We start from the raw sequence: 25,057 nt of genomic DNA, 5'->3' as shown, positions 1-25,057 counted from the left end.
GCTGCATGGTTCAGTGTTCTGACGCTTGCGCGTCCTGCCCTAACAACACGCTGGCTGTTGAGCCGTTCCAAAGCTGTTCGTATGGATCGGCGGCTTTCAGCCTTGCCGCAGCACGTCGATGCGGAAACCGTCGAGGGCCTGCGATGTGATGGTCTGGCATCGGTCTGCCAGCCTGGCCGTCAGCCGGTCGGCAGCGGCAGCACCTTTGATCGCACCGCCCGTATCACCCAGCCAGTTCACCAGAATAATGTCACAGTCGGGCGCGCAATCTTCCTTGATCCGCACAGCGAGACCGGCATTTTCATCGTCGCTCAGGAAATACAGGACTTCGGACAGGATCACGACATCTAGGCGCTGGGCGGGCCAATCGGCAGGGGCGGCGCCCTGAATGAAATCCACATGCGGAAAAATCGTGCGTGCGCGTGCAGTGACAAGCGCGTCTGCCGTGCAATCCATCGCGATCAGATGATCGCAACGCGGTGCAAGATGGGCGGTCAGCGCGCCTGCGCCGCATCCCACCTCCAGCCCGCAGCGATAGCGCGCGCGGGGCAGGCTGGCAGCGGTCTGCGCAAATTTTCCCTGTTCATAGGGGCTCGCATGGGTGTTCCAGGGATCTTCTGCTGACGCATAAAGCGCTGCCAGATGGGCACTGACGTCAGGCGTCGGCAAGGAACACCTCCGGATGGTCAATAAAATGCATCTGCATCGCCGGGGACATCATGAAACCTTGGGGGTCGTCAGCGATCAATCTTGTCATCTGGCTGCGGTGACAGGCGATGGCTGCGGTTTTCGTAACCTGATGCGGTGCAGTGTCAAACTGCAGTATCATTGCGGGCAGTGGAATTTCCGTTTCGGTAAATCTGCCCCAGATCGGATAGCTCCAGAGTCTGACATCCGGGCGCTCTGCCGCTGCCTGCCGTGCAAGGGCCGCCGTGGCGACATGGTCCTGATGCGGATCGCCACGCCATGTCGTGAACAGGGCCGTCGCACCGATCGCGTCAATTGCCGCCAGAATCGCCTCAACCGCGGCGTCAGAGCCGGGCGGCGTGTCAGACACGCCGCAATCATGAAAGCCAAGATCGTGGAGCCTGATATCAGGGTGCAGGGTCTTGACCGCATCGCGCAGTTCCGCCGTGCGTATCTGGGCCAGCGCATCAGCATCCACGCTAGGCGATGACGGATGCGACAGGCGCCCGTCGGTGACCACCATGACCGCCACATTCCGCCCGGCCTGTGCCGCAGCGCAGAGCAATCCGCCACACCCAAGGCTTTCGTCATCGGGATGCGGTGCAAGCACCACAAGGCCGCCGGTGCCGATAATCTCATCAAGTTCCGCGAAAGGTGCGGTTGCGGCGCGGATCATCACTTCACTCAGCCGGAACATCAATTCGTCGCCCAGAAATCGCCGACCGGACTGTCATGATCCGCCAGCGCCATCGCCGCGCGATGCAAGGCAGCGTCTGGGGCTGCTTGGCGCAAATAGAACGACAGATCACGGCGGATCCGTTCAACAGGGTGGCCAGCAAAGAATGACACCGTGCCAAGCGCGCGGTCCATCTCTGCCATGGTTTCTGTTGCAGCATGTTCGACGACCAGCCGGGCAAGGACGGACTGGGTCGCCGTGCTGGCCCGCGCGCCCGGCATCTCGACCGCTTGTGCCGCTTTGCCGACCCAAAGCCGCGCGGTTTCACAGGCCATCACCCCCCGCGCAAAACGTGCCGCCTGATGCGGGTCCGAAAGCCGGTTCTGGGCGGCAAGAGTGCTGCGCATCTCTTCGACCAAGGCTTCGAATCCGCCAAGCTGGGCCGCCGCATAACGCCAGACGCCGCCATGAAAATGCGGCTCGCGGTGGTACTCATCCGGCCCGCCAAGGATCGCGGTATGGGCCAGCGTCAGACCGGAAGCATCGAAATCCCCCGATGCGGTGGCGCGCATGCCGCTGACCTGCCAGGGTGTCGCGTCGCAACGGGAAGGATCGTCTGCCGGTGCCACAACGAGCCGGGTGGCGCCATCGGCGGTCTTGCCGCTTAGCACCGCAAGCGACACAAGCCCCAGGCCAGAAGCAAACCGTTTTTGCCCGTCCAGCAGCACACGATCAGCGTCGATCCGGAATGTCACAGGCCGCGCGCCATCCGCCCCCCAGACGCCCATCAATGCGCCGCCGCGCAAGGCACGCGCGATGCAGGCTTGGGTGTCCGGTTCGCCATAGAGCATCACCAGTTTGACCGCGTTCACATGCCCTTCAAACAGGCGCGCGACGGCCAGATTGGCTCGTCCGAGCAGCCGCAGCACATCTACGCCATCGGCCACAGCACCGGCCTGCCAGCACAATCCGCAACCACCTAACGCCACCGAAAGCGGCGCTTGCAGCAATCCCGCGTTGTGCAGATCGTCGATATCGGCCGACAATGTCGTTTCGCCTTTGTCTGCCGCCGCCGCGCGGGCGGTGATCCGTGGGATAATCGCGCGCAGCGCTGCAACGCTGTCGGGGGCGGTGGAAAAGGATGCCAGCTTCATGGCGCAAGCCGCGCTTGGGCAACAAGCTGACGCAAAGCCGGTAGTTCGCGGGCCAGATCGCTTGGCCGCATACGGAGGGCTGACAGTGTTTTGGTGCTGTCTTCAATACTGGCCCAAAAAGCACCAAAGGTTTTGTCAGCGTGCTTTTTCTGCGTTTTTTTGTATGTAACGTCAAAATCACACAGCAGCCTGCCAATATCTCCCTTGGTCTCCCACGCCGCGCGCAAAGCCTTGCGCAGCATCGCGCGTCGCGCGGTGATTTCGGCAGGCAGCAATCTTTGATCGGCAAAACTGTTCTGGTCCGCGATGCGTGCTGTGATGGCATCAGCCATACCGCCACAGGCCCGTCCGTCCAGCCTGCACGACACGGTGACCAGCGGTGCATCGCTGTGCCGGACGCAAAGGTCGTGGCGTTCGACGAGGGCAGCAAAGGCGCGGTCTTCGCTGCAGGGCAACGGTGGCATCCCACCGATCGCACGGTAATCCGCCGCGCGTATGGCGAGGCTTGCACCCGACGCAAGCCCGTGGTGCGGCCAAGGGTTATGCGGGCGGGGATCAAGCCTTGCATCAAGCTCAATTGACAATGCGGTATAGGTGCTTTCCAGCGCGTCGGATTGCGCGATGCTCTTGGGCAGACGCGCTGCCTCGACCGGATCAGCCGCGATGCGGCCACACACCAGATGCGCCCCTTGGGCCAGCAGATCAAGATTGGCCTCGGCCCAGTCTGGTGCGACACGGCTGTCGGCATCGGTGGTCATCAGAACGGCATCAGGATGCGCCCAGCCCGCAGCAATCTCCAGCGCCATGCGGCGGGCCCAGCCTGCGGTCGCAATCTCTGCCCCGAAAGTTGCATCAACGACGATGCCGGTCAGGCCCAGCGCCTGCATCGCGCGGAATGCCGTCACTGCTGACGCGTCAGCGGAATTGTTGACCATCAAGACGATGCCCGATTGCGGGTAATCCGCCAGTGTCTGCGCCAGCGCACCGACACAGGCCGTGATCCGTTCGCTTTCGTTGCAAACCGGTATGGCAATGACGATCCGCGGGGGCTGGTCGAAATCGCCGCAGCGCAGAACGGCGTGTTGTGTCATCAGCATATGAGACAGGCTGATCGCCGCCAGCGGCCTGACCTTCGCCCGCGGCAGACCGCGCCGCGCGTCGATGTTGGCAGCGGTGGCTTGGGAAATCGGCGTCATAGCCGACCGCCGTGAGAGAGAGCAGACATCACGTTTCATTCCTGTTCGATGCGGGACGGTTGTGCGCCGCAGATTGAAAAAGCCGGAAGATAACTGATGAACGTGCCGGTTGCGGGTTTCGTTCCGGTGATATGGTGCCGGAGTCTCAGAACCCTTCCCAAAGGCCGGGTGTCGTGGCGAGTTCCAGCAGATTGCCATCAGGGTCGCGGAAATACAGGCTATGGCCGCCGCGTTTCCAGTCTGACGTCCCTTCGATTAGGACATCATGCTGTGCCAGTTGCGCGCGCCATGCGTCCAGGGTGTCAGGTGCAATTGCAAAGGCCATGTGGATTTGTCCCGATGCATCATGTGGCGGGATCAGGCCACCTCCGGTCTGGACGGGTTCTGTCGTGCCGCCCCGGATGAACAGCAAAAGAACGCTTTGCTGATTGACGCTATAGGCGCGCATCCGGTCATCTGCATGCAGCGGCGCGGGCAGCCCCATCACGCCTTCATAAAAACTGGCCGCCCGGTCCAGTTCGGCGACATAAAGGGCCGTTTCCAGGATCGATAAAAGCTGTGGCATGATCTATTCGTCACCCGTCGCATAGAGGTGCAGGATGCGGTTCTCGCAAATGCCACCGATGGCATCGAAGTCGCCGCCGCGCTGGAAATCCGCGATTTCCAGATGCGGAAAGACGAAGTACTTCGGCGCGACACGGGCCTTGGTGGCGGCAAAGACGACGCGGTCAATCCCCGCGAAGCGCATCGCGGACAGGCACATTTCGCAAGGTTGCAGGGTCGAGATCAGAACGCATCCGGTCAGGTCAGTAGCATCAAGAGCCTGTGCCGCCCGATGGATTGCGACCATTTCGGCATGTCGAGTCGGATCTGATTGCAGATGCACCTCGTTTTCAGCCTCTGCCACCACGCGACCGTTGTGCAATACGGTCGCAGCGATCCCGGATTTACCGGATTCGTTTTGCGCCGCTATGGCACGCGCAATCGCGTCCACCACAGCAGCATGTTCGGGACCTGTAATCCGGTCATCATGATTGAAATTGGCGGGCATCATGGCGCGACGCGCGACTGTGCCAATGCGTCACCGGATGCTTCGCCATGGCTCCCCATATCAGGCTGTTTGCCAGTCACCTGCGCACGAACGATGTTATAGGCAAAACTCAGCCCCGATGTCGTGGTCAGCCATATTTCAGCCCGCTCGGGTCGCAATCCCAGAATGCAGACCTGCGGATCATCCTTGCCGCCTTGGAACCAGCTGTCGGCAACAGGCGACCACAATTCATCGCGCAGGGCGGGGTCGTTGTTCTGCGCCAGCTGACCGTGGATAACGGCGTAGAGGCCCTTGCCGCTTTCCGCGACAACATAAGAGGCATCGCTGCCTGAATGTTCAACCGCTTCGGCCAGATCTGTATCGCGCGCTGTGATAAACCAGATCGTGGCATCACCATCGCGCAAGGCATGCGACATCGGCACCATGCGGGCAGCCCCGCTTTTGGTGCCAAGAAAGCCTGCATTGATCGCTGTCAGCCGTTCCCAGAATTGGGCAATCTCATCATTATTCATCTGAATTGTCCTTTCAGTTTCCTGCTCTGGAAACGCGTGGACAACAGAAGTGTTCCGACACCTGCATGCTGATGGGCTTTTTGACGCAGAGAGATGACGGGTCTGTCGTCTGTCTATCTTGCCAGATAGGATCCCCGGACATTGCTGTCTTCTGGTACGCCCATTTCGGCGATCGCATATTCGGATTTAAAACGCTTGTCACAGCCAGTGATATCCATACCACCGCCAAGAGACGTCGAGCTGCCGCTTTCAAAGTAGACGTTTGACCCCTTCATGGCACCGCCGGGCACAAAGTTCGGCGCCGCGCCGACGACACCGTTGACATTATCGCCACCCCAACCGCCCAGCGACAGGCTTTCCGTGCCAAACAGGTAAACACTATAGTCATCGCGCCCACAGGGGTCGACGCGCGGACCCCAGGTCACGCCACCTGACATTCTCAGGTTGCGCCCAAAGAAGAACACCTTGTCAAACTGCAGATTATACCCACCGCCAACGTGAATATCTCCGCTGGCGACCAGCGCGACGTTCGACGTGTCAACCAATCCCGGAAACGAGGCATCGCCATTGATCACGTAAATTGTATTCGGTTGCAGTTCATCTTGCTTGAATTGCCAGCTTTCGTTCTTGCGCACGACATTGGCCGAACCATCCGCGTTGAAGACAAAATCAGGCAGCAGATCGCCACTATAGGTCGATGGGTTGGCCGTCCAAAGAGCGGCCCAGAGCTCACTGCGCATCCGGTCCAGTTCGGGCAGGATCGTCGGCCTCATTGACCGTTCGACCATCAGTTGTTCGACAGGAACGTCATCCGATTCATAGCCATTGATCTGTATCTGGTTGCTATTGGCGGCCGAGAAACGCACATCCGGGCCCATCGTGCCGCCACCGCCTGTGGCGACGCCGTTTTGGCCATGAATGCAGATGGCGCCTTGCAGGTTGTTGCCACCCCCGGTCTGAATATTACCGGATGAAATGAACGCCGCGTCTTCGCATCCAGCGGTCCGGCCACCGCCGGGTACCTGGGCCGCGGCGGCGATTGCCGTCACATTGGTTTCCAGAAAATCAAACCCGACGAATTTCAGAAAATGGGTCGAGATCGCGTTGCCCCGTTGATCACCACGCGACGCATTGACCCGAACGGCATTCACGACCCCGCCTTCGATGAATTCGTCGGTTGTACGATCCCATGTCCCGAAAGTGATGTCTTGTGCCGTCAACGCATCTGACCCGCCCAGATTGATCGCCGCCAGATCAACGGCCATCTGCCTTGCGCGGTCAGGGTCAGAAATATGGGCCGCGGCGACCAGCGCGCTGGCATCGGCGGCGACCTGAAGCTGCGTGTTGACGCGCCAGCCATTGGCCTGATCCACAGCAAGCCCACCGATCATCAATGTGCCGACGATGGCGAACAGGCTGGTGGCTGTCCCGGCCCCATCGGTTTGCCACACAAAACGCCGAAGCTGACATCGCGCTTTTCGCAGCAGCCCGGTCTGCCCTGTCGCGCGCCGCATAAATTTATCCATCATTGCTTTCGACCCACATCGTGACATCAGCGCGGATCGATGCGTTCGACAGCAAGCCGCCGAATATGGCCACATCTTCGAACGGGATCGCAATCGTGGCGGTCACGAAGCCGTTGGCCTCCTGCACACTGGCCGTGGCATTTGGCGCTTTTGCGAAACGTGCGAGGATGCCTTCCTCGGCTTCATTCGCGGTCTTCTGGCCTAGCGCGACCTGGCGTGACGCATCGCGCGCAGCGACGAACATCAGGGATTGGTTGTGCATCAGCATCGTCGCATCGGTTATCAACACCATGAAGCTCATGATGACGGGGATCCAAAGCACATATTCAACAGTGACACTGCCATCTTCACGCCGCCAGAATGGCACCCGCGAGTCAAAAAGGCGCGACTTAACTAATTGTTTGTGCAATATAAAAAGCCCCGTTCCACATGCTTTCTCTTTAAGCTGGAACACTGATTAAAAATGAATGTGACTATCTTATATCAGTTGTAACACGACTGGTAAGGTTTTCTGACCTATGTGCCAGACAGGAGCGGTCACTTTTTGTCGCAGCGCCGGGGGCACACCGGGCGAAGCATCGCATCAATGCGCGGTGATCTCAGGGCCGCCCTACAAATTCAAAGCGAAAGCTCGTCTGCGCGCCAGCGGGCGGCGGCGGAAACGGAGCTGCCCGCCGGATATGGTCCAGCGCCATTTGGTCCAGCGCTGCCGATCCTGAGGATTGCGCAACGGCCACATCTGCCAAAGCGCCTGACCCGGCGACAGCAAAGCTGACCATGACAGTGCCGCGCGTCCGGGCGGTCTGACGCCGCAGCCGCGTGATCTGGCGCAGGACCTGTCCGGGGTAATTTGCCGCCGCCTGTCCGCCCGCCATATCCTGTGTGGGTGCCGCACCGGCGGCCACGGCCTGACCGCCCTGCTGCCCTTGGGCACTGCCCCGGTTGGCGTCAGTTTCCGCATTGCCCGCCGGGCGCGGTGGCGCAGCTTGCGCTCTTTGCTGTGGTCTCTGTGCTGGACGTGCGACCGGACGGATCGAGGTCGCCGGAGCAGGTTCCGTCGTGATGGCCGTTGCCACCTCGGGCGCGACATTTGATGCGGTCTCGGGGGGTGGTGCAGTCGCGCCGGTGACAGGGGGCGCTGTGGCGGTGGTTGGCGCGACCGGCACGGCCAGATCGGCTGTGTCAGACGATGGCAGGGTCAGGTTTGGCTGCGTTGCAGGCACCTGCACGGCGGGTTGTGCTGCGGGAACGACAGGCATTGACCCGGCCGCGAAATCCTCGAACGCAGCGCCGAGCGCTGCGATATCCGCTGTGCCGCCGCCGGACATTAGCACCGGTTCATCCTGCGGCGTGGCGATCAGCAGCACTGCGGCATGTAGCGCCCCTGACAGCGTCAGTGCTGCCGCACCACCAATCAGCGCGCGCATCCGGGTCATGGTGCCGCACTTTGTTGTGTCACCAGACGGATATCCCGCCCTGTGATGGCGCGCAGGTCAACGGCGATAGCGATCAGGGCACGCGCGGGCGCGTCCCGGTCGGGCAGGATGCGCAGCGGTGGGCCTTCAGGTTCGGTGACCTGCGCCACGGCGAAGTCAAAGAGTGTCACAGCATCGCCGCGCCACAGCAGCGTGCCATCGGCGCGCAGCACCAGCGCATCATCGGGGACCTTGGCATTGGGCAGGCTCGCATCAACCAAAGTGACGTCCCGGTCCACGGGCCGGGCGATCTGGCCTGCAACCAGAAAGAACACCAGCATCAGAAAGACGATATTGATCAGGGCAATCGTCGGTTCGGATTTGGTGCGGGGTTTGGCGGTCAGCCGCATCAGATCAGCCTCCGATCAGGCGCAGGGTCAGGTCAGGCACCGCCTGCACGATGACAAGCACATCGACGAGGTCCTGCGCAGACACACCGTCCGTGGCGACGATCAGGACCAGCGATACCTCTAACGCAGCCAGTGCGGTAGGCAGATCCGCCAGCGTCACATCAGCCACGTTCAGCCGCAGCCCATCAGGCTGCACCCGCAGGAATGCAGGCGCCGGGCCATCCAGCGGCGTCGCACCGCCTGTCGCTGTGATAAACGGCAGATCGCCATAGCGGCTGAAGGTCGAGGACAGCATGAAGAACAAGAGCAGCAGAAAGATCACATCGATCAGCGATGTCATCGACAGCCGCCGCCTGCGCCGTGCGGGTCTAGGCATGGGCCAGATCCGCCTTGCTGACAGCTATGTCGCGTGATGCGGTCAATCCGGGGCGCAGCGCCCCTTCGATCAGCGCTTCGGCCATCCGGCGTTCGCTGGCCATGCGGCCTTCAAACCATGACAGGATCGCGGATAACGGCATGGCCACGGCCAGCCCCGCCGCCGTTGTCATCAGCGCCACCCAGATCCCACCGGCCAGCACGGAAGGGTCCACATTCTGCCCCGCTTCCTGCATCGCGCGGAATGCGTCGATCATCCCCAGCACGGTGCCGAACAGCCCCAGCAAAGGGGCGGTCTGCGCCACAGTGTCAAGCAGACGGAACCCACTTTCCAGCCGGGCGAGCCGCCCTTCGGCAAAGGCATAAAGCCTCGCGCGCGCGTCTGTCGCCTTCAGGGCCAGCGCCAGAACTGACCCCAGGTGGCTTGGTGCGGCTCCGGCCAAGGCAACCGCGCGGGCGGGCTGGCCTGCATCCAATGCGGCCAATGCCGTCAGCAATGGCGCATGGCGCCCGACACCCGCCGCCGTAAATTGCCACAACTTCCACAGCACCACGGCCCCCGACAGCACTGACAGCGCAATAATCAGGGCGACCACCCAGCCGCCCAGATCGACAAAGCCCAGCAGAGCATCGCGCGCCTGATAGAGATGGATCATTGTAATACCTCAACATTTTCCACTGAGCCGGTGACGCGCAGGGCCTGCGCGCAGATCGTCTTATCCAGCGCTTCGCCTGTGCAACTGGCCACGCCATTGACCAGCACTTGCGCGATATCCGCGCAATCCTGCCCGGCCACATCGAACTGGCGTACCCGGCGCGTGCTTTGCGGCACCTCACCAAAATCGAACAGGGTCAGCGCCGCAACCCTGCCATCCTGATCGAACAGCACGGTTTCAAGCGACAAAGCCGACAGATCGGCCAATGTATTGTCCGCGACAAAGGTCAGCCGGCAGGCCTGCTCAACCGGGTCGAGCCGGTTGAGGTCGAGCGTAATCGTGCCCGCATCCTGTGCCGCCGCAGGTGTTGCGACGGCAAGGGCAAGGATCAGTGTCCTTACCATGTGATGGTCTTTGCCAGCGCGAGTTTGACGGTGCGCCCGCGGCCCTGATCGGATGACAGATTGTTGCGGTAATCGGCGTCAAACAGGTTTTCGACCGCAAGTTGCACCTCGAACCCGTCCAGCGCGCCGCTGTCCGGTGTCCAGGTCATGAACACATCCTGCATGGTGTAACCGTCATAGCTGGTGTCGGTGATCGCGCCCGTGCTTGTGCTGCGGCTGGATGTCGTGATGTCATCGACGAAAGTGCCGCGCCAGCCGAATTCCAGCCCCTGATCGGGCAACCGCCCACCGATCGTCAGCGCGACCGTATCGGCGGGTGCTGTGGAGAGCGTATAGCCGAAATCACGATCCGTCGCGCGGACAGTGGACACGGCCAGACGGCCGAAGACATCGTCATTTTCATAGCCCGCCTCAATCTCGGCCCCTTCAAATTCAGCCCGAGCAAGGTTGCGGAAAAACACCGTGTCACTGCCGGGCGTTGTTGTCACCAACCCGTCGATCTGGTTGCGGAAGGCAGTCAGTTTCAGTTGCAGATTGTCATTGCCGGTGAAAAGACCGTCGCGGTTATAGGTCAGGCCGAGTTCAACGTTCGTGGCCTCTTCCTTGTCCAGATCAAGTGCTGGGGCCTTGCTGCCGGTATAGGAATAAAGCTCATCCAATGTCGGCAGGCGTTCGGTGCGCGCGACCGAGCCGAAGACAGACAGATCATCGGTGACGTCATAAAGTGCGGCCAGCGACAGCGCCGTCGCGTCATCGGTCACATCGCCACTGCCGGGCACACCGGCACCCGCCTCGCGTTCGGCGAAATCGATCCGCGCGCCGGGGATAATCGTCAGCCGGTCACCGATCACGAATTCCGATTGCGCGTAAAGCCCGATCTTGCGGTCATTGCCTTCGGGGTGAAAGCCAAGCGGGCCAGCACTGTCGGCGACACGGTCCTGATGGGTCGCCTGCAGACCGAAGGTCAGGAAATTGCTCCACCCCGCGCCGGCGAAATCGGCGGTATTTTCGGCCTTCAGCATCGTGGTGCGATAGGCATAGGTGACGTCACAAAACACATTGTTGTTGCTCAGCGTCGGTGAACAGCGCTGCGGTGTGCCGGTGACAGACCGGGCATTCGATTGCTCGACATTGGTATCAGCATAGGACAATTGCACACGCGGGTTGAACCAGCCGCCGCTTTGATTGTCCCATTCGACATTGAATGTATCGTCAGTGACCGTGCGATCCACCCGACCGAAGAGATCATCGATGGTCATGCTGCCAAAGGCGGGGTTATTGCCGCCTGCCGTCTGCACCAAAGCCGCGTTATCGGCATCTGAGGAAAACCGTTGCGCCGACAGACGCAGGGTCTGCGTGTCATTCAGCTGGAATGTCCCTTTGAGCAGGGTGGAGGGGGCTTCAAATTCGCTACCCTGCACGTCATTGCCCGCACCATCCTGATAATCATCGGACGAACGATAGCCCAAAGCGGCCAGAAACTCGGCACCTTCCGTCGGACGCGCAGCATAGATCAGCGACCCCATCTGGCCGTCACCATTGCTGTCATAGCCATATTTCAGCCGCAACGCGCCGCTGCCGCCTTCAGAGATGAAGTCACTGGCATCCTTGGTCTCAAAGTTCACAACGCCGCCGACAGCCCCAGAGCCATAAAGCGTGGCTGACCCCGGCCCGCGCAACACCTCGACCCGGCGATAAAGTTCGGGGTCAGAGAAAAACGACCCCAGCCGGTATTGTTCATAGAATTTCGGCACGCCGTCCACATTGACGATGATCCGCGCCTCGGAGGCGGATTGTTCGGTCGCCCCGATCCCGCGGATATTGAACGCATAGCCCAAAGGCCGGTCCGACCCGGCGGTCTGCGCGCCCGGCACATTGCGCAGCATCTGCCCGACATTGGCGGCCTGTTCACGGTCGATATCATCCTGATCCAGCACGCTGACTGCCTGTGGCGTATCAATCGCGACCTTCTGCTGGCCTGCGCCAAAGATCAGCCGCCCCAGAAAGGTGCTGCCATCAAAATCGGCCTGTTGCGCGCTTGCCGCCCCTGCCGATAGAATCGCTGTTGTCATCAGCAGGCAGGTCAATCCCAGCCTGCGCGGGCGCATGCGCAATGTCATATCCGAACTCTCCATTCCATTATATTTGATTTTTGGCTGGCTGTCCGGCTGGCGCGTCGCAAGGTCTTGACCCCCGACGAAAGCCGCTCTAAGCAACCTGACAGAAATAGTCAAGTATGCGTCAGATCTTCCAGCCATGCCATTTCAGGCAACGCCAGATCCGGGACCTGGTGCTTCCACGCCCGCCACAATGGCGGGCCTAACGGAGGTAACCCCATGATTCTATCCCCCAGCCGCGCCGAAGCCATTGCCGCCGCGCGCGCCGATAAACCCAAAATGCGCGAACGTGACTTGGCTGAAAGCCTTGGCATCCGCGAGGCGGAAATCCTGGCCGCCGATCTGGGCCACGGCGTGCGCCGCATTGTGGCGGACCCTGCGCAATTGCTGCCACGGGTCGAAGCTTTGGGCGATGTCATGGCGCTGACCCGCAATGACCATTGCGTGCATGAACGGCGCGGCATCTATACCGGGTTTCACGCGGGGGCTCATGCGGCGATGGTGCTGGGCGATGATATCGACCTGCGGATTTTCCCGCGCCATTGGGTCCATGCTTTCGCGGTGGAACGCGCCGGGGCCGATGGCACCAAACGCAGCTTGCAAGTGTTTGATGCCGCAGGGGATGCGGTGCATAAGATCCACCTTGGGCCAGACTCCGACATCGCGGCTTTTGATGCTTTGGTCGCTGATCTGGCCCTCGCCGATGACGCGCCTTTTGATCTGGACCCCCGCGCCATCGTTGAACCTGTCCGCGTGAACGTGGACAAACTGGACGAGCTGCGCAGCCATTGGGTCGCCATGACCGATACCCATCAATTCGTTCCGCTGACCAAAAGGCTGAATTTCGACCGGCTTGGCGCGAACCGGTCCATCGGCGCGCCTTGGGCCGTGCAATTGCCGGTCACCGCGCTGGAGGATGCCCTGCATCAGGCCGCAGCACGGGCCTTGCAGATCATGATCTTTGTCGGCAATCGCGGCTGTATCCAGATCCATTCCGGCACCGTGCAGCGTCTCGAACCGATGGGTCCGTGGTTCAATGTGCTCGACCCGCGTTTCAACCTGCATCTGCGCGCTGACAAAGTGGCCGAGGTCTGGCTGGTGCGCAAACCCAGCAAACGCGGTGACGCAATCTCGGTCGAGGCGTTTGATGCCGATGGCCAATTGATCCTGCAAATCTTTGGCAAACGCGCCGAGGCCGCGACCGATACCAAAGGCTGGGATCAATTGGCTGATACTTTGGCAGGCGGGGTCATGGCATGATCCGGTATGCCATTCTTGCCGCAGCCCTGACGCTCGCCCCTGCCGCTTATGCTGACAGCCCCAGCCGCGTGATCGCGGCGGGTGGGTCGGTTGCAGAAATCATCCATGCGCTTGGTGCCAGCGACCGGCTGATCGCGCGCGATACGACCTCAACCTATCCAGAGATTGTCGAAGCCTTGCCTGATATCGGCTATGTCCGCGCCCTGTCTGCCGAAAACCTGATCGCGATGGACCCCGATATGATCATCGCCGAACATGACGCCGGGCCGCCCGAAGTGCTTGATGTGCTGAACCGCACCGGCATTCCGCTGGTGATGGTGCCGCAAGCACTCGACCCCGATGGGGTCGGTACCAAGATCGCCGCCGTGGCCGAAGCGCTCGCCCTGCCCGAGGCCGGACAGGCGTTGCAAGATTCTGTCGCGGCCAAACTGGCAGAGGCGCGCGCCGCAGGGGATGCCTTGCCCGAGGCCCCCCGTGTGATGTTCATCCTGTCGATGCAGGGCGGGCGCTTGCTGGTCGGCGGCGCGGGATCATCAGCCGCGGCAATGATCGAACTCGCCGGTGGGATCAATGCCGTGACCGATCTGGACGGCTACAAACCCCTGACCGATGAGGCAGCGATTGCCGCCGCCCCCGATCTGATCCTGATGATGGATCGCGGTGGCGATCATGAAGTGTCGTTGGCCGATATCACCGCTCATCCCGCACTCCGGCTGACCAATGCCGGTGCGGAAGGGCGCGTCGTGACGATGGATGGCCTTTACCTGCTGGGCTTTGGCCCGCGCACGGGCGAGGCCGCGTTGGAGCTGACCGCGCATTTCCGCGCGCTGACAGCACAGAGTGACGGCTGATGGTCGCGATTGATTTCAGCGCCGCCCTGCCCGGCGACCGCAGCCCGCGCGCAAGGCTGGTGGCTTATGGCTTGGCCGTGCTCTTGGTGATCACCTGCCTGCTGAGCCTGTCGCATGGCGCATCGGGTGTGCATCTTGGTGATCTGCTGCAAGCCTGGTGGTCGGGCGCGGCTTTGCCGGACCGCGACAGGCTGATCCTGTGGGAAATCCGCCTGCCCCGGATGCTGACCGGCGTGCTGGTCGGCGCATCTTTGGCTGTGGGCGGCGCTGTCATGCAAGGCCTGTTCCGCAATCCGCTTGCCGATCCGGGGTTGGTCGGTGTGGGTGCAGGCGCAGGTCTGGGTGCCGTGCTGGCGATCGTGCTGGGCGGGTTCGCCCCGGCTTGGGTCGTGGCAACACTTGGCTGGCAGATGGTGCCGGTGGCGGCTTTTCTGGGCGGCTGGATCTCGACACTGGTGCTTTACCGCGTCTCCACCCGCGCCGGGCGGACATCGACGGCGACCATGCTGCTGGCAGGGATCGCTTTGGGCGCTTTGGCGGGGGCGGCGACCGGCATTCTGGTCTATATCGCCGATGACCGGCAATTGCGCGATCTGACCTTTTGGGGGCTGGGGTCGCTGGGCGGCGCGTCATGGCCCAAGATTGCGGCGGCAGGTCCGGTGATGCTGCTGGCGCTGGTCGCTGCACCTTTCCTTTCGCGTGGGCTGAACGGGTTGTCACTGGGCGAGGCTGCGGCGCATCACATTGGCCTTCCGGTGCAGCAGGTCAAGCATGTGGCGATCCTGACCGTCGCTGCCGCAACCGGAGCCGCCGTCGCCGTGTCCGGCGGCATCGGCTTTATCGGCATCGTCGTGCCGCATCTGCTGCGGCTGGCGACCGGGCCGGACCACCGCTATCTGCTGGTCAATGCCGCCTTGCTGGGGGCGATCCTTTTGCTGCTGGCCGATCTGATCGCGCGCAGTATCATTACGCCTGCGGAATTACCCATCGGGATCGTCACCGCCGTCATCGGCGCGCCGGTGTTCCTGTGGATTCTGCTGCGCCGCCGTGGCTTGGTGGATATGTGATGCTGACGATCCGGAACCTGCAAGTGGCGCTTGGCCGCAATCCGGTCCTGCACGGGATCGACACCAGCGCCGCCCCCGGCCGCATCATCGCGGTGATCGGGCCGAATGGGTCGGGCAAAACAACACTGCTGCGTGCGATTTCCGGTGATGTACCCTATCATGGCCAGATCGCGCTGGATGGTCAGGATCTCGCGAAACTCAAACCTTGGGAATTGGCCGCAAGGCGCGGGGTGCTGCCGCAGGCAGCAACGCTCGCCTTTCCGTTTACCGTGGCCGAGGTGGTGCGGCTGGGGCTGACCAGCGGCACGCAAGCGGACCGGACCGACCTGATCGCCCGCGCCTTGGCCGAGGTTGATCTGACCGGCTTTTCCGGGCGCTATTATCAGGAGCTTTCCGGTGGGCAGCAGGCACGTGTGCAACTGGCGCGCGTGCGGGTGCAGGTCTGGGACCCGGTGCAGAATGGCACCGCACGCTGGCTGTTTCTGGATGAGCCGGTGGCAAGCCTTGATATCGCGCATCAGATCGGGGTCATGCGGGTGCTGCGGCGCTTTGCCGATGCCGGCGGCGGGGTTGTGATGGTGCTGCATGATCTGAACCTTGCCGCGATGGTCGCCGATGATATCTGGCTGATCCATGACGGCAAATTGCTCGATTCAGGTCCGCCTGCGCGCGTGATCGGCGGGCCGGGGCTGGCGCGGGCCTATGGCTGTGCGATCACAGCCAACCAACTTCCGCCTGCTGCGGCGACATTCGTGCTGCCGCATGGCCTCTGGGGGTGAGCAGGGCGCCGTCAGACTTCACTTCGTGTCACATGCATCATAGGGTTGTCTTACGCCTTGCCATTTCGGGCGCACCAAAGCCGTCCGATTGAGGGAGCAGGATCAGTGACACGACGACGCAATGTTTTGGGACAAACCATAGCGTTAAAGCTGGAGGCCGCCATTATCGCAGGCGAACTGGCGGCGGGAACCCATCTTGATGAAATGTCGCTGGCGGACCGCTATGAGGTATCGCGCACCCCCGTCCGCGAAGCCCTGCAAATCCTTGTTTCGCGGGCTCTGGTGACGCGCATCCCGTTTCGCGGCACAGTTGTGACCGAGATCACCCGCGACCGGATCAACGAATTGTTCGAGGCGATGGGCGAGGTCGAGGCGCTTTGTGGTCGTTTTGCCGCCGAGCGGATGAGCATGGAAGAAAGGGTCACGCTGCAGGCCTTACATGAAGACATGGGCCGCCTTGTGCTGGGCGACGATGTGGCGGCCTACGAACAGGCGAATACAGCGTTTCACCAATTGATCTACCGCGGCGCACGCAACAGCGAATTTCAGGCGATTGCAGAGGCGATGCGCCTGAAACTGGCGCCTTTCCGGCGGCGGCAGCTGGCGGATGAAACCCGCATTCCGCGTTCGCACCGTGAACATTTCCAGATTGTCGAGGCGGTGATGGAACGCAACGGCCCTGCCGCCGACAAGGCCCTGCGCCGGCATCTGACCAGCGCGGCGAAAGCGATGCTCTTGCATTGGCCGGACAAAGATCCGGTCAAGCAAAAGCAGAAAGAAGCATTCGGACCGATGTGATCAGCAGGAATACCGCAAAGGCCCTTTTGATCCAGACAGGTTCCAATGCATGGGCGATCCTTGCGCCCAGCGGTGCGCAAGTGATCGACAGCGGCAGGATCAGCGCAACCGCGGCAAAGTTCACATAGCCCAGCGAAAACGGCGGTCTGCCATCAACGCCCAGACCGGCCACGATCATCGCCAGCGACGCAGGCACGCCGATCACCAGCCCCAGGGCTGCTGCCGTGCCAACCGCGCGATGTACCGGCACCGAAAACGCAGTCAGCAATGGCACACCCAAGGTCCCCGACCCGATCCCCATCATCGCCGAGATCAGACCGACAGCGCCGGCCATCGCCGGTTGCACGCCGTGTTTTGCGGGCAGGGCAGAGGCAAGGATACGGGTTTTGGGCCGCGCCATATTCCAGGCGACCAGCAGGGCGATGATCCCGAACAAAGCCAGCAGCGCGCGACCGGAAACTACTCCGGCCAGCGCGCCACCCGCCAGCGCCCCAATCGCCATGAACGGTGCCCAGAGCCGCAGAATGCCGATATCGACCGCACCACGCGCGTGATGCGCCTTGGCCGAGGAATAGGCCGTGGCGGCGACGGTCACCAAAGATGTAGCAACCGCGATCTGCATCCCCAGCCCCGCAGGCAGGCCCAGCCAGCCAAAGACCCAGAACAGGACCGGCACGATGACGATCCCGCCACCGACACCCAATAACCCTGACAAGACACCCGCCACAGCACCCGTCGCCATCACCCCCAGTATCAGGGGGATCATTTCTGCCCAGTTCAGATCCATCATCAAAACCCAAGCGCTGCGCCGTCAGAACGCGGATCGGCGGCAACCTCGATCACGCCATCCGGCCAGACCGCGACGCCGCCCGCATGCCCGGCAAGATCGCTATAACCGGGGATGATCTCGACCTCATGCCCTGCCGAGCGCAGTGCGGCTACCAGTGCGGGGTCAAAGCGGTCTTCCAGCTTCAGGCTGGTCGTCGCATCGCCCCATGTCTTGCCCAGCAACCAACGCGGCGCGGTAATCGCCTGCTGTAAATCCTGTCCGAACAGCGCATATCGACTGAACAATGCCGCCTGCGTCTGCGGCTGCCCTTCGCCGCCCATCGTGCCATAGGCGAGCACCCGCCCGTCATTCAACTGCGCCAAAGCAGGATTCAGCGTGTGGAACGGGCGGGCATGCGGGCGCAATTGGTTCGGCCCTGCGGTCAGGCTGAAACCAGCGCCACGGTTCTGGAAGAACACGCCGGTGTCGGGGCAGACTAGGCCCGATCCAAATTCCCAGAACACCGATTGGATGAAACTGACGACACAGCCGTCCTTGTCTGCGGCACCCATCCAGATCGTATCGCCGGGTTTGGCGACTTCAGGCCATGGGCGCGCTTTTGCAGGATCGATCTGTCCCACCAATGAATCCAGCTTGGCCGGGAGGAGCCAGTCCTGCGCCGGACCTGCCATATGATCAGGATCACCCAATTCTGCGTTGCGTTGCAGGAAGGCCAGTTTTGTTGCCTCGATCAAGCCGTGCAGATGGGCAAAACCTTCTGCCTCGGTCACGCCCAGCCGGTCGAAAAGCGCAAGGATCATCAGCGATGACACGCCTTGTGTTGGCGGATTGCTATTGAACAAACGCCCTGCGCTGATTTGCGTGGTCAGCGGCGGGGCGACATCCGCCTTGAAACTGGCGAAGTCGTCACTGCGCAGCGGGCTGCCTGCCTGTTCCAGAAACGCCGCATGGGTCTGCGCCAGATCGCCACGATAGTAATCATCCAAACCCGCCTCGGCCAGTCGCGCCAGCGTCTGCGACAGCGCGGTCTGCACCAGACGGTGCCCCGCCTTGGGGGCCACGCCGTCATGCAGAAATGTCGCGGCAAATCCTGGCACATCGCGCAGACCGTCAAGTTTTTCTCGCGTCGTGCGCGCTTGGTTCTCGGTCACCGCCACACCGTCGCGCGCCAAAGCAATCGCCGGGGCCAGCAGATCGGCCAGCGGCAGCCGGTTGCCTTTGGGGCATAATTTCAATGCCTCTGCCCAGCCCGCAATCGTGCCCGGTACGGTCAATGCGGCCAACGGCCCGCGCGCAGGCAAAGCATCGGTAATCCCATGATCCGCATACCAATCGACCGAGGCCAGCCCTGCCGCGCGCCCGCAGCCTGCGACGGCGACGGGGGCTTGGCCCGGACGGTGGATGATCCAGAATCCGTCCCCGCCGATCCCGTTCATATGCGGATAGGCGACGGCGATTGTGGCGGCAGCGGCGACCATCGCCTCCACCGCGCTTCCACCGGCGGCCAGAATATCACGCCCGGCAAGGGCGGCGGCGCGGTGCGGTGCGGAAAACCCGCCGTTGAAACCATAAGCAGAGCTTAGCATCTTACCATCCTATCGCATTGGGCAGCCATGTCGCGAGACCTGGCATGAAAAACACCATGATCAATGCAATGAATTGCAGACCGATGAAAGGGATAGCGCCTTTGTAGATATCCATCGTGGTTACACCGGCAGGCGCCACACCTTTGAGAAAGAACAAAGACCAGCCGAAGGGTGGCGTCAGGAAACTGGTCTGCAGGTTCAGACAGATCAGAATGCCCAGCCAGACCGGATCAACACCCGCCTGCATGAAGAACGGCAGAAACAACGGCAGGGCGATATAGCTGATCTCGATCCATTCCAGAAAGAAACCCAGCACGAAGATCAACAGCATCAGGAATACCAGCGCGCCGGTGACGCCACCGGGGACCCAGTCGAACATCCGCTCGACCAGACCTTCACCTCCCAAACCGCGAAAGGCCAAGCCAAAGACCTGCGCGCAGATCAGGATGAAGAACACCATGGCCGAGATGAGCAGGGTGGAGCGTGCGACAGCAAACAGCATCGCGCCGGTCAGCCTGCCGGATAGTGCGACAAAGGCCAAGGCACCGACAGCGCCCATGGATGCTGCCTCGGTCGGGGCGGCGATGCCGCCGATGATGCTGCCCAAGACTGCGATGACCAGACCGACGGGTGGGCCAACGACCAGCACGACCTTGCGCAGCAGTGCCATGGGCGACAGCGCCCGGCGTTCATCGACCGGGATCGGCGGCATCGATCCGGGCACCAGCCAGGCATAGCCAAGGATCGCCACGACATAGACCCCCGCCAATGTCAGCCCGGGGATCAGGGCTGCGGCAAACATCGTGCCCACGGATTCCTGCAAGATATCGGCGAGCAGGATCAACACCAGCGATGGCGGAATGATCTGCCCCAAGGTGCCGGAGGCCGCGATCATCCCTGTCGCGACGGTCTTGGAATAGCCGCGCCGCAACAGGGTCGGCAATGTCAGCAACCCCATCGTGACGATTGTGGCCCCGACGATTCCGGTCGCTGCCCCGAGCAACACACCGACAAAGATGATCGCCACACCCATGCCACCTTGGATATTGCCGAACAGATGACCGACGACATCGATCAATTCCTCGGCCAACTTGGATTTTTCCAGCATGACCCCCATGAACACGAAAAGCGGGATCGCCATCAATGTGTAATTCGTGACCACGCCATAGACGCGCGACGGCAGCAGGTTGAACAGCGACGATCCAAAGCCAAGATAGCCGAAAAAGAACGCCGATCCGGCCAGCGCGATCCCGACCGGGATGCCGATCATCAGCAACACGAAAAAGGCAGCGATCATCGCGATCGCCAGAAGTTCCATAGGAGACATGAGATTTACCTTGAATGCGGATATTTAAGCCGGGTCGCGCGGCGGCAGCGCAAAAGCGTGACGCAGCACATGCGCCACGCCTTGCAAGGTCAGCAGGGCAAACCCCAGCGGGATCATCGCCTTGAGCAGATAGCGAAACGGCAGACCGCCGGGATTGGGCGATCCTTCGCCGCGCGTGTAGGACATGCCGACCCAGCCCCATGAAAGTTTGACCAGCAAAACGCCCAATGCGATGATCAGCAGCCCGCCGATGATCTCAACGATCCGCTGGAGCTGCGGTGAGAAATGCTCATAAAGCACATCTACCCGCACCTGTTCACCCGAAAACAAGGCATAGGACATGCCAAACAGCGCGATGGGCGAAATCAGATGCCATTGCAGTTCCTGCGCCCAGACGGCGCCAGTATCGAACAGGTAGCGGGCGAAAACATCACCCGCCACCAGCAGCACCAGCGCCAGACAAAGCCAGGCCGCAATAATGCCGAACAGCCTGACAATCTGCTCAAGCCCCAGAACAAAACGCAAGACGGCCGGTGCCATTTGGGTCAAAACTCCAGAATGTTGTTGAACCACGACACTTCGCTGATCTTCGCCCAGCCATCGTGATCGGCTTTGAAGGCGAAGTAGCTGTCATGCACTTTGCGGGTGATCTCGGAATTATTCGCCTCGGTTTCCAATGTATCCAGCGTGGCTTCGCGCAGGGCGGCGATCACCTCGGCGGGCAGGGGGGCTGCGGTGACGCCCTCATTGGTGACCAGATCGGTCAGCGCGGCACCATTCACCGATTCTGACCACAGCAGGCTGTCGAGACAGGCAGCTTGGCTGGCTTGCCGCACGATCATCTGCAGATCTTCGGGCAGGCTGTCCCATGCAGCTTTGGAGATCAGCAATTCACCTGTCGTTGCCGGTTCGTGCCAGCCCGAGGTGTGATAGAATTTCGCCGCCTGATGCAGACCCAAGGCACGGTCCTGATAAGGCCCGACAAATTCCGCCGCATCAATCACGCCGCGTTCGAGGGCGGGGAAAATCTCACCCCCCGGCAGCAAGCGGGTATCGACGCCGAGCGAGGCATAAACACGACCAGCCAGCCCCGGAATGCGCATCCGCAGCCCGTTCAACTGGCTCAGCGATTCCACAGGTTCGCGGAACCAGCCTGTCATCTGCACGCCGGTCGAATTCATCGGGAAAGCAACAAGGCCGAAAGGCTCATAGACTTCCTGCCACAATTCCAGCCCGCCACCGTGAAACAGCCAGGCCATATGACCCATGAACGACATACCAAACGGCACAGTCGTGAAATATTGCGCGGCAAAGACGTTGCCGGACCAGAAATAGCTGTTGGAGGCGTTCATCTCGACCACGCCCTGCTGGACGGCATCAAAGCCTTCAAAGGCGGGGATCAACTCACCTGCACCGTAATGTTCGATGCTCAACCGTCCACCGGACATGATCCGGATTTTCTCGATCATATCTGTCGGGCTGCCGGGGCCGACCGAATAGAACGGCGCGGTCGGGCCATAGCTGTTGGTCATGCGCCAGTTGAAACTGTCCTGCGCGCGGGCAATTGTCGGGGCGGTGATACCAGCGCCTGCAACAAGGGCAGAGGCGGAAAGAAACTTGCGTCGGTCCACGGTGACGTCCTTTCTGATGATCAAGAAACATGCTGCACGGCAGCGGCGTGTCTCGAACGCTAGGTCAGCCGGTTGAACCTGTCCTGAAACTGAAAAGAACTTTTCTGCCCTGCGGCATGATTGTATACAATTTGTGCAAGCAGATGAGGATTGAACACATTGTGGGCATCCGAAAACTGATGATGCTGTGGTTCGCAGATGCGTTTCATGCCATTTCGAGTCACGTGATGACGCATGCAGCACGGGTAAGCTGACACCTCACTGGGACCATTCTGCCGCCTGCTCCGCGGACAGCCAGAACAAACCAGCCTATCGGCTTCATCGACTCGCTGCGCAGCGCCGCGTGACGCTACCCTTGTCGTGCGCTGCCGGGGGGTGCCAGAGTGTCCGCAGCTGTACCGTCGTTTCGGGCCTGCATCCAGTTGTGGGTCAACAGGATGATGATCAGGATCGCACCGGCAATCTCCACCATCAGGTCCGGCCAGAACAGGGCGACCACACCCGGCAGCAACAGCACACGCACCCAGATTGCCATGGGCCGCCACAGAAAACCTTCCAGCAAGGCGGCAAAGGCGACCAGACCAAGAATGGCGATGGCCCCGCTCCACAGCACCAAGGGCAACGGACCGCCAAGGATGATTTCCTCATTGAACACCATAAACAAGGGGATCAGATACAGCCCCTTGGCATATTTCCAGGCCTGAATGCTGGTTTCCATCGGTTTGGACCCCGCAATCGCCGCACCTGCAAAACCGGCAAGGGCCACGGGCGGTGTCACGTTGCTGTCCTGCGAATACCAGAACACGACCAGATGCGCGATCAGCAGCGGCACGCCGAATTCATTGGTCAGCGCAGGGCCGACAAGAATGATCAACACGATATAGGCCGCGGTGACGGGCAGGCCCATGCCCAGGATCAGGCTGGCGATCAGCACCAAAAGCAGTGCCAGCACCAGATTGCCACCCGAAAACGCGATCATCATGGCCGAGAATTTCAGACCAAGCCCGGTCAACCCGACGATGCCGACGATAATCCCCGCGACAGCACAGGCCATGGACACAGCAACCGCATTGCGCGCGCCCAGTTCCAGCGCATTCAGTGTCAACACGATCCCCCGACGGCACATCGCGACAAAGCCGCCAGCACTGGGGTCATTGGCCGCGAAACTCCACAGCGCGCGCGCCGCGGCCGCAGCCATGACCGACAGGATTGCATAGAACCCGACCCGCATCGGCGAATAGCCCGCAACCAAAAGAACGACCAATGCCACAAGCGGCAAAAGGAAATGCCAGCCTTCGGCTAGAACCTCGCGGACGCGCGGCAGCTCACTTGCCGGCAGCCCTGTCATGCCTTGCTTTACAGCGGCGATATGGACCAACAGATAGACCACGCCAAAATACAAAAATGCCGGAAAGATCGACACCAGCACAATGTCGACATAAGGCACCTGCGTGAACTCCGACATCAGGAAGGCACCGGCCCCCATCAGCGGCGGCATGATTTGCCCGCCGGTCGAGGCAGCAGCTTCGATCCCGCCCGCTTGCGCCGGGCGATAGCCCAGCTTTTTCATCAGCGGGATGGTGAAAGCACCCGTGGTGACCACATTTGCGATCGCAGAGCCTGAAATCGACCCCATCCCTGCCGAGGCAATGACCGCCGCCTTGGCCGGGCCGCCGCGCTGACGGCCTGTCGCAGCATAGGCAAGGTCAATGAAAAACTTGCCCGCGCCGGTGGCTTCCAGAAACGCGCCGAACAGCACGAAGATGAACACGAATGTCGCAGCCACACCCAGCGGCAGGCCAAAGATCCCTTCCGCCCCCAGTGTCATCTGGCTGGCGACACGGTCCAGCGAATAGCCACGGTGGTTCAGGATACCGGGCATCCAATCGGCCAGAAACGGCAATTCGCCCCTGCTGCCTGCAAAGGCATAGGCAAGGAAGAACACGCCGATGATCGTCATGCCAAGGCCGACAGCCCGGCGCGCGCCTTCCAACACGACGATGATCGTCAGAATACCCATCCAGATATCGATCTGACGCGGGAAAATCTGGTTGGCGATTGTCTCGATATTCATCGGCAACCACGCCCCGACCGCGATGCCGCACAGGATCAATACGCCATCAATGGCCCAGCCCAGCGGGCCGCGTGGCTGCTGATTGCCAAAGGCCGGATAGATCAGAAAACACAAGACCAGAATGAAACCAAGGTGAATGGGTCGTTGAAAGAAAAGGCCCAAAGGTTGCACACCAGCGGCATAAAGCTGGAACAGCGACAGCGCGATCCCGACGACAGCAATGGCGCGCAGCACAAACCAGGGTGCCGGGGCGACCTGCGATGGGGTGTCAGTATCCGTGGTCATTTATCGGTGTTCCCTGTCAAAGTAATCGTGACGCGTTCGCGCGCCGCTACTGCCGAGAGAGAGATGACATCATCCCCCACCCGAAGCCGGTGATCAACTGCCCCGGCACCGGGGCGCAGCACATAGGCATTCCCGATGACGCTTTCGTCAATATCAAGGATGAAATAGCCACCCTGCCCATCTGACACCTGCCGCCCGCGACCGGGGATGTGATCCAGCCCCGCCGCAAAATCCGGCAGATGCGCCCAGACCAGCACCATAGCGCCATCCCGGTTCTCATAACAATCCGACACCTCAAAGCCGCGCACGGAATGATGCCACAAGACGCACCAGCCGCTGCCTTCCGGGACCGAAAAGCGTGCAATTTCGCTGCCGTCATCACGCGTCGCGATCAGCGCATCGGCCATCGCGGAAACAGGTGCCAGAAAAA

Annotated in this window: 27 protein-coding genes; 5 read left to right on the top strand and 22 right to left on the bottom strand. The window is 61.4% G+C overall.

Annotated elements, in window-relative coordinates; genetic code table 11:
- Nucleotides 1–96: 96 nt before the first annotated feature.
- The 15 genes from VOY09_RS16285 to VOY09_RS16215 form a co-directional block, all read right to left on the bottom strand.
- Nucleotides 97–669 (bottom strand): SAM-dependent methyltransferase, encoded by a 573-nt coding sequence (locus tag VOY09_RS16285; RefSeq protein WP_322895343.1) that lies wholly within the window; start codon nucleotides 667–669, stop codon nucleotides 97–99.
- Entirely contained in the window at nucleotides 656–1,384 is a 729-nt protein-coding gene (locus tag VOY09_RS16280; protein WP_322895342.1) for a PIG-L family deacetylase, read from the bottom strand. Before VOY09_RS16280 ends, VOY09_RS16285 begins: the two co-directional genes overlap by 14 nt.
- Entirely contained in the window at nucleotides 1,384–2,517 is a 1,134-nt protein-coding gene (locus tag VOY09_RS16275; protein ID WP_322895341.1) for an acyl-CoA dehydrogenase, read from the bottom strand. Before VOY09_RS16275 ends, VOY09_RS16280 begins: the two co-directional genes overlap by 1 nt.
- Nucleotides 2,514–3,713, bottom strand: a complete 1,200-nt coding sequence (locus tag VOY09_RS16270) for a glycosyltransferase family A protein (protein WP_322895340.1) — start codon at nucleotides 3,711–3,713, stop codon at nucleotides 2,514–2,516. The genes VOY09_RS16275 and VOY09_RS16270 overlap by 4 nt, the downstream gene beginning before the upstream one ends.
- A 145-nt stretch (nucleotides 3,714–3,858) precedes the next feature.
- Entirely contained in the window at nucleotides 3,859–4,278 is a 420-nt protein-coding gene (locus tag VOY09_RS16265; protein WP_322895339.1) for a VOC family protein, read from the bottom strand.
- 3 nt (nucleotides 4,279–4,281) lie between these two features.
- A complete protein-coding gene (locus VOY09_RS16260; RefSeq protein WP_322895338.1) occupies nucleotides 4,282–4,767 on the bottom strand; it encodes a nucleoside deaminase in 486 nt (161 codons plus the stop codon).
- Nucleotides 4,764–5,276 (bottom strand): pyridoxamine 5'-phosphate oxidase family protein, encoded by a 513-nt coding sequence (locus VOY09_RS16255; protein WP_322895337.1) that lies wholly within the window; start codon nucleotides 5,274–5,276, stop codon nucleotides 4,764–4,766. Before VOY09_RS16255 ends, VOY09_RS16260 begins: the two co-directional genes overlap by 4 nt.
- A 113-nt stretch (nucleotides 5,277–5,389) precedes the next feature.
- Nucleotides 5,390–6,790: a pilus assembly protein TadG-related protein gene (locus VOY09_RS16250; protein ID WP_322895336.1), complete on the bottom strand. Its 1,401-nt coding sequence runs from the start codon at nucleotides 6,788–6,790 to the stop codon at nucleotides 5,390–5,392.
- A 4-nt stretch (nucleotides 6,791–6,794) separates the two neighbouring features.
- Complete coding sequence (locus tag VOY09_RS16245) at nucleotides 6,795–7,169, bottom strand: TadE family protein (RefSeq protein ID WP_322895367.1); 375 nt, start codon at nucleotides 7,167–7,169, stop codon at nucleotides 6,795–6,797.
- A 232-nt stretch (nucleotides 7,170–7,401) separates the two neighbouring features.
- The gene (locus VOY09_RS16240; RefSeq protein ID WP_322895335.1) at nucleotides 7,402–8,238 is read right to left on the bottom strand and encodes a TonB family protein; all 837 of its coding nucleotides are present in this window, start codon (nucleotides 8,236–8,238) and stop codon (nucleotides 7,402–7,404) included.
- Complete coding sequence (locus tag VOY09_RS16235; protein WP_322895334.1) at nucleotides 8,235–8,627, bottom strand: ExbD/TolR family protein; 393 nt, start codon at nucleotides 8,625–8,627, stop codon at nucleotides 8,235–8,237. Before VOY09_RS16235 ends, VOY09_RS16240 begins: the two co-directional genes overlap by 4 nt.
- Before the next feature lie 4 nt (nucleotides 8,628–8,631).
- On the bottom strand, nucleotides 8,632–9,003 hold the full coding sequence (locus VOY09_RS16230; RefSeq protein ID WP_322895333.1) for a biopolymer transporter ExbD: 372 nt from the start codon (nucleotides 9,001–9,003) through the stop codon (nucleotides 8,632–8,634).
- Nucleotides 8,996–9,658 (bottom strand): MotA/TolQ/ExbB proton channel family protein, encoded by a 663-nt coding sequence (locus VOY09_RS16225; RefSeq protein ID WP_322895332.1) that lies wholly within the window; start codon nucleotides 9,656–9,658, stop codon nucleotides 8,996–8,998. Before VOY09_RS16225 ends, VOY09_RS16230 begins: the two co-directional genes overlap by 8 nt.
- A complete protein-coding gene (locus VOY09_RS16220) occupies nucleotides 9,655–10,062 on the bottom strand; it encodes a hypothetical protein (protein WP_322895331.1) in 408 nt (135 codons plus the stop codon). Before VOY09_RS16220 ends, VOY09_RS16225 begins: the two co-directional genes overlap by 4 nt.
- Nucleotides 10,056–12,182 (bottom strand): TonB-dependent receptor domain-containing protein, encoded by a 2,127-nt coding sequence (locus VOY09_RS16215; protein ID WP_322895330.1) that lies wholly within the window; start codon nucleotides 12,180–12,182, stop codon nucleotides 10,056–10,058. The genes VOY09_RS16220 and VOY09_RS16215 overlap by 7 nt, the downstream gene beginning before the upstream one ends.
- 216 nt (nucleotides 12,183–12,398) lie before the next feature.
- On the opposite strand from VOY09_RS16215, the gene VOY09_RS16210 reads away from it, so the two are divergent.
- From VOY09_RS16210 to VOY09_RS16190, 5 genes are all read left to right on the top strand, one after another.
- The gene (locus VOY09_RS16210; RefSeq protein WP_322895329.1) at nucleotides 12,399–13,439 is read left to right on the top strand and encodes a hemin-degrading factor; all 1,041 of its coding nucleotides are present in this window, start codon (nucleotides 12,399–12,401) and stop codon (nucleotides 13,437–13,439) included.
- Entirely contained in the window at nucleotides 13,436–14,290 is an 855-nt protein-coding gene (locus tag VOY09_RS16205) for a heme/hemin ABC transporter substrate-binding protein (RefSeq protein WP_322895328.1), read from the top strand. The genes VOY09_RS16210 and VOY09_RS16205 overlap by 4 nt, the downstream gene beginning before the upstream one ends.
- Nucleotides 14,290–15,357, top strand: coding sequence for an iron ABC transporter permease (locus VOY09_RS16200; RefSeq protein WP_322895327.1), 1,068 nt, complete (start codon nucleotides 14,290–14,292; stop codon nucleotides 15,355–15,357). The genes VOY09_RS16205 and VOY09_RS16200 overlap by 1 nt, the downstream gene beginning before the upstream one ends.
- On the top strand, nucleotides 15,357–16,136 hold the full coding sequence (locus tag VOY09_RS16195; RefSeq protein WP_322895326.1) for a heme ABC transporter ATP-binding protein: 780 nt from the start codon (nucleotides 15,357–15,359) through the stop codon (nucleotides 16,134–16,136). Before VOY09_RS16200 ends, VOY09_RS16195 begins: the two co-directional genes overlap by 1 nt.
- Nucleotides 16,137–16,241: 105 nt before the next feature.
- Nucleotides 16,242–16,934, top strand: coding sequence for a GntR family transcriptional regulator (locus VOY09_RS16190; protein ID WP_322895325.1), 693 nt, complete (start codon nucleotides 16,242–16,244; stop codon nucleotides 16,932–16,934).
- Here the strand turns inward: VOY09_RS16190 and VOY09_RS16185 are convergent.
- The 7 genes from VOY09_RS16185 to VOY09_RS16155 all read right to left on the bottom strand — a co-directional run bounded on the left by VOY09_RS16185 (nucleotide 16,897) and on the right by VOY09_RS16155 (nucleotide 25,034).
- Nucleotides 16,897–17,700 carry a sulfite exporter TauE/SafE family protein gene (locus VOY09_RS16185; protein WP_322895324.1) on the bottom strand — a complete coding sequence of 268 codons (804 nt, stop codon included), beginning with the start codon at nucleotides 17,698–17,700 and terminating at the stop codon, nucleotides 16,897–16,899. The two genes, VOY09_RS16190 and VOY09_RS16185, sit on opposite strands and share 38 nt — an antisense overlap.
- A 23-nt stretch (nucleotides 17,701–17,723) precedes the next feature.
- Nucleotides 17,724–19,310, bottom strand: coding sequence for a gamma-glutamyltransferase family protein (locus VOY09_RS16180; RefSeq protein WP_322895323.1), 1,587 nt, complete (start codon nucleotides 19,308–19,310; stop codon nucleotides 17,724–17,726).
- Nucleotide 19,311: 1 nt separating this feature from the next.
- Nucleotides 19,312–20,637, bottom strand: a complete 1,326-nt coding sequence (locus VOY09_RS16175) for a TRAP transporter large permease subunit (RefSeq protein ID WP_322895322.1) — start codon at nucleotides 20,635–20,637, stop codon at nucleotides 19,312–19,314.
- A gap of 24 nt (nucleotides 20,638–20,661) precedes the next feature.
- Nucleotides 20,662–21,177 (bottom strand): TRAP transporter small permease subunit, encoded by a 516-nt coding sequence (locus VOY09_RS16170; protein WP_322895321.1) that lies wholly within the window; start codon nucleotides 21,175–21,177, stop codon nucleotides 20,662–20,664.
- Between the two features lie 5 nt (nucleotides 21,178–21,182).
- The gene (locus VOY09_RS16165; protein ID WP_322895320.1) at nucleotides 21,183–22,268 is read right to left on the bottom strand and encodes a TRAP transporter substrate-binding protein DctP; all 1,086 of its coding nucleotides are present in this window, start codon (nucleotides 22,266–22,268) and stop codon (nucleotides 21,183–21,185) included.
- Nucleotides 22,269–22,617: 349 nt separating this feature from the next.
- Complete coding sequence (locus tag VOY09_RS16160) at nucleotides 22,618–24,627, bottom strand: TRAP transporter permease (RefSeq protein WP_322895319.1); 2,010 nt, start codon at nucleotides 24,625–24,627, stop codon at nucleotides 22,618–22,620.
- Nucleotides 24,624–25,034, bottom strand: a complete 411-nt coding sequence (locus VOY09_RS16155) for a DUF1850 domain-containing protein (RefSeq protein ID WP_322895318.1) — start codon at nucleotides 25,032–25,034, stop codon at nucleotides 24,624–24,626. Before VOY09_RS16155 ends, VOY09_RS16160 begins: the two co-directional genes overlap by 4 nt.
- Nucleotides 25,035–25,057: the final 23 nt, after the last annotated feature.

Origin of the sequence: Yoonia sp. 67-2 (assembly GCF_035117555.1) — a bacterium.
Lineage (GTDB): Bacteria > Pseudomonadota > Alphaproteobacteria > Rhodobacterales > Rhodobacteraceae > Yoonia.
This window is presented reverse-complemented; position numbering and strand designations above follow the sequence as displayed.

Excerpts from the sequence above, each read along its gene's own strand:
- VOY09_RS16175 (WP_322895322.1), bottom strand. The coding sequence starts at position 20,637 with ATGTCTCCTATGGAACTTCTGGCGATCGCGATGATCGCTGCCTTTTTC.
- VOY09_RS16170 (WP_322895321.1), bottom strand. The coding sequence starts at position 21,177 with ATGGCACCGGCCGTCTTGCGTTTTGTTCTGGGGCTTGAGCAGATTGTC.
- VOY09_RS16240 (WP_322895335.1), bottom strand. The coding sequence starts at position 8,238 with ATGACCCGGATGCGCGCGCTGATTGGTGGTGCGGCAGCACTGACGCTG.
- VOY09_RS16280 (WP_322895342.1), bottom strand. The coding sequence starts at position 1,384 with ATGTTCCGGCTGAGTGAAGTGATGATCCGCGCCGCAACCGCACCTTTC.
- VOY09_RS16200 (WP_322895327.1), top strand. The coding sequence starts at position 14,290 with ATGGTCGCGATTGATTTCAGCGCCGCCCTGCCCGGCGACCGCAGCCCG.
- VOY09_RS16195 (WP_322895326.1), top strand. The coding sequence starts at position 15,357 with ATGCTGACGATCCGGAACCTGCAAGTGGCGCTTGGCCGCAATCCGGTC.
- VOY09_RS16185 (WP_322895324.1), bottom strand. The coding sequence starts at position 17,700 with ATGATCCCCCTGATACTGGGGGTGATGGCGACGGGTGCTGTGGCGGGT.
- VOY09_RS16230 (WP_322895333.1), bottom strand. The coding sequence starts at position 9,003 with ATGCCTAGACCCGCACGGCGCAGGCGGCGGCTGTCGATGACATCGCTG.
- VOY09_RS16215 (WP_322895330.1), bottom strand. The coding sequence starts at position 12,182 with ATGACATTGCGCATGCGCCCGCGCAGGCTGGGATTGACCTGCCTGCTG.
- VOY09_RS16260 (WP_322895338.1), bottom strand. The coding sequence starts at position 4,767 with ATGATGCCCGCCAATTTCAATCATGATGACCGGATTACAGGTCCCGAA.
- VOY09_RS16210 (WP_322895329.1), top strand. The coding sequence starts at position 12,399 with ATGATTCTATCCCCCAGCCGCGCCGAAGCCATTGCCGCCGCGCGCGCC.
- VOY09_RS16180 (WP_322895323.1), bottom strand. The coding sequence starts at position 19,310 with ATGCTAAGCTCTGCTTATGGTTTCAACGGCGGGTTTTCCGCACCGCAC.
- VOY09_RS16265 (WP_322895339.1), bottom strand. The coding sequence starts at position 4,278 with ATGCCACAGCTTTTATCGATCCTGGAAACGGCCCTTTATGTCGCCGAA.
- VOY09_RS16250 (WP_322895336.1), bottom strand. The coding sequence starts at position 6,790 with ATGCGGCGCGCGACAGGGCAGACCGGGCTGCTGCGAAAAGCGCGATGT.
- VOY09_RS16155 (WP_322895318.1), bottom strand. The coding sequence starts at position 25,034 with ATGGCCGATGCGCTGATCGCGACGCGTGATGACGGCAGCGAAATTGCA.
- VOY09_RS16275 (WP_322895341.1), bottom strand. The coding sequence starts at position 2,517 with ATGAAGCTGGCATCCTTTTCCACCGCCCCCGACAGCGTTGCAGCGCTG.
- VOY09_RS16225 (WP_322895332.1), bottom strand. The coding sequence starts at position 9,658 with ATGATCCATCTCTATCAGGCGCGCGATGCTCTGCTGGGCTTTGTCGAT.
- VOY09_RS16220 (WP_322895331.1), bottom strand. The coding sequence starts at position 10,062 with ATGGTAAGGACACTGATCCTTGCCCTTGCCGTCGCAACACCTGCGGCG.
- VOY09_RS16205 (WP_322895328.1), top strand. The coding sequence starts at position 13,436 with ATGATCCGGTATGCCATTCTTGCCGCAGCCCTGACGCTCGCCCCTGCC.
- VOY09_RS16160 (WP_322895319.1), bottom strand. The coding sequence starts at position 24,627 with ATGACCACGGATACTGACACCCCATCGCAGGTCGCCCCGGCACCCTGG.
- VOY09_RS16255 (WP_322895337.1), bottom strand. The coding sequence starts at position 5,276 with ATGAATAATGATGAGATTGCCCAATTCTGGGAACGGCTGACAGCGATC.
- VOY09_RS16235 (WP_322895334.1), bottom strand. The coding sequence starts at position 8,627 with ATGCGGCTGACCGCCAAACCCCGCACCAAATCCGAACCGACGATTGCC.
- VOY09_RS16270 (WP_322895340.1), bottom strand. The coding sequence starts at position 3,713 with ATGACGCCGATTTCCCAAGCCACCGCTGCCAACATCGACGCGCGGCGC.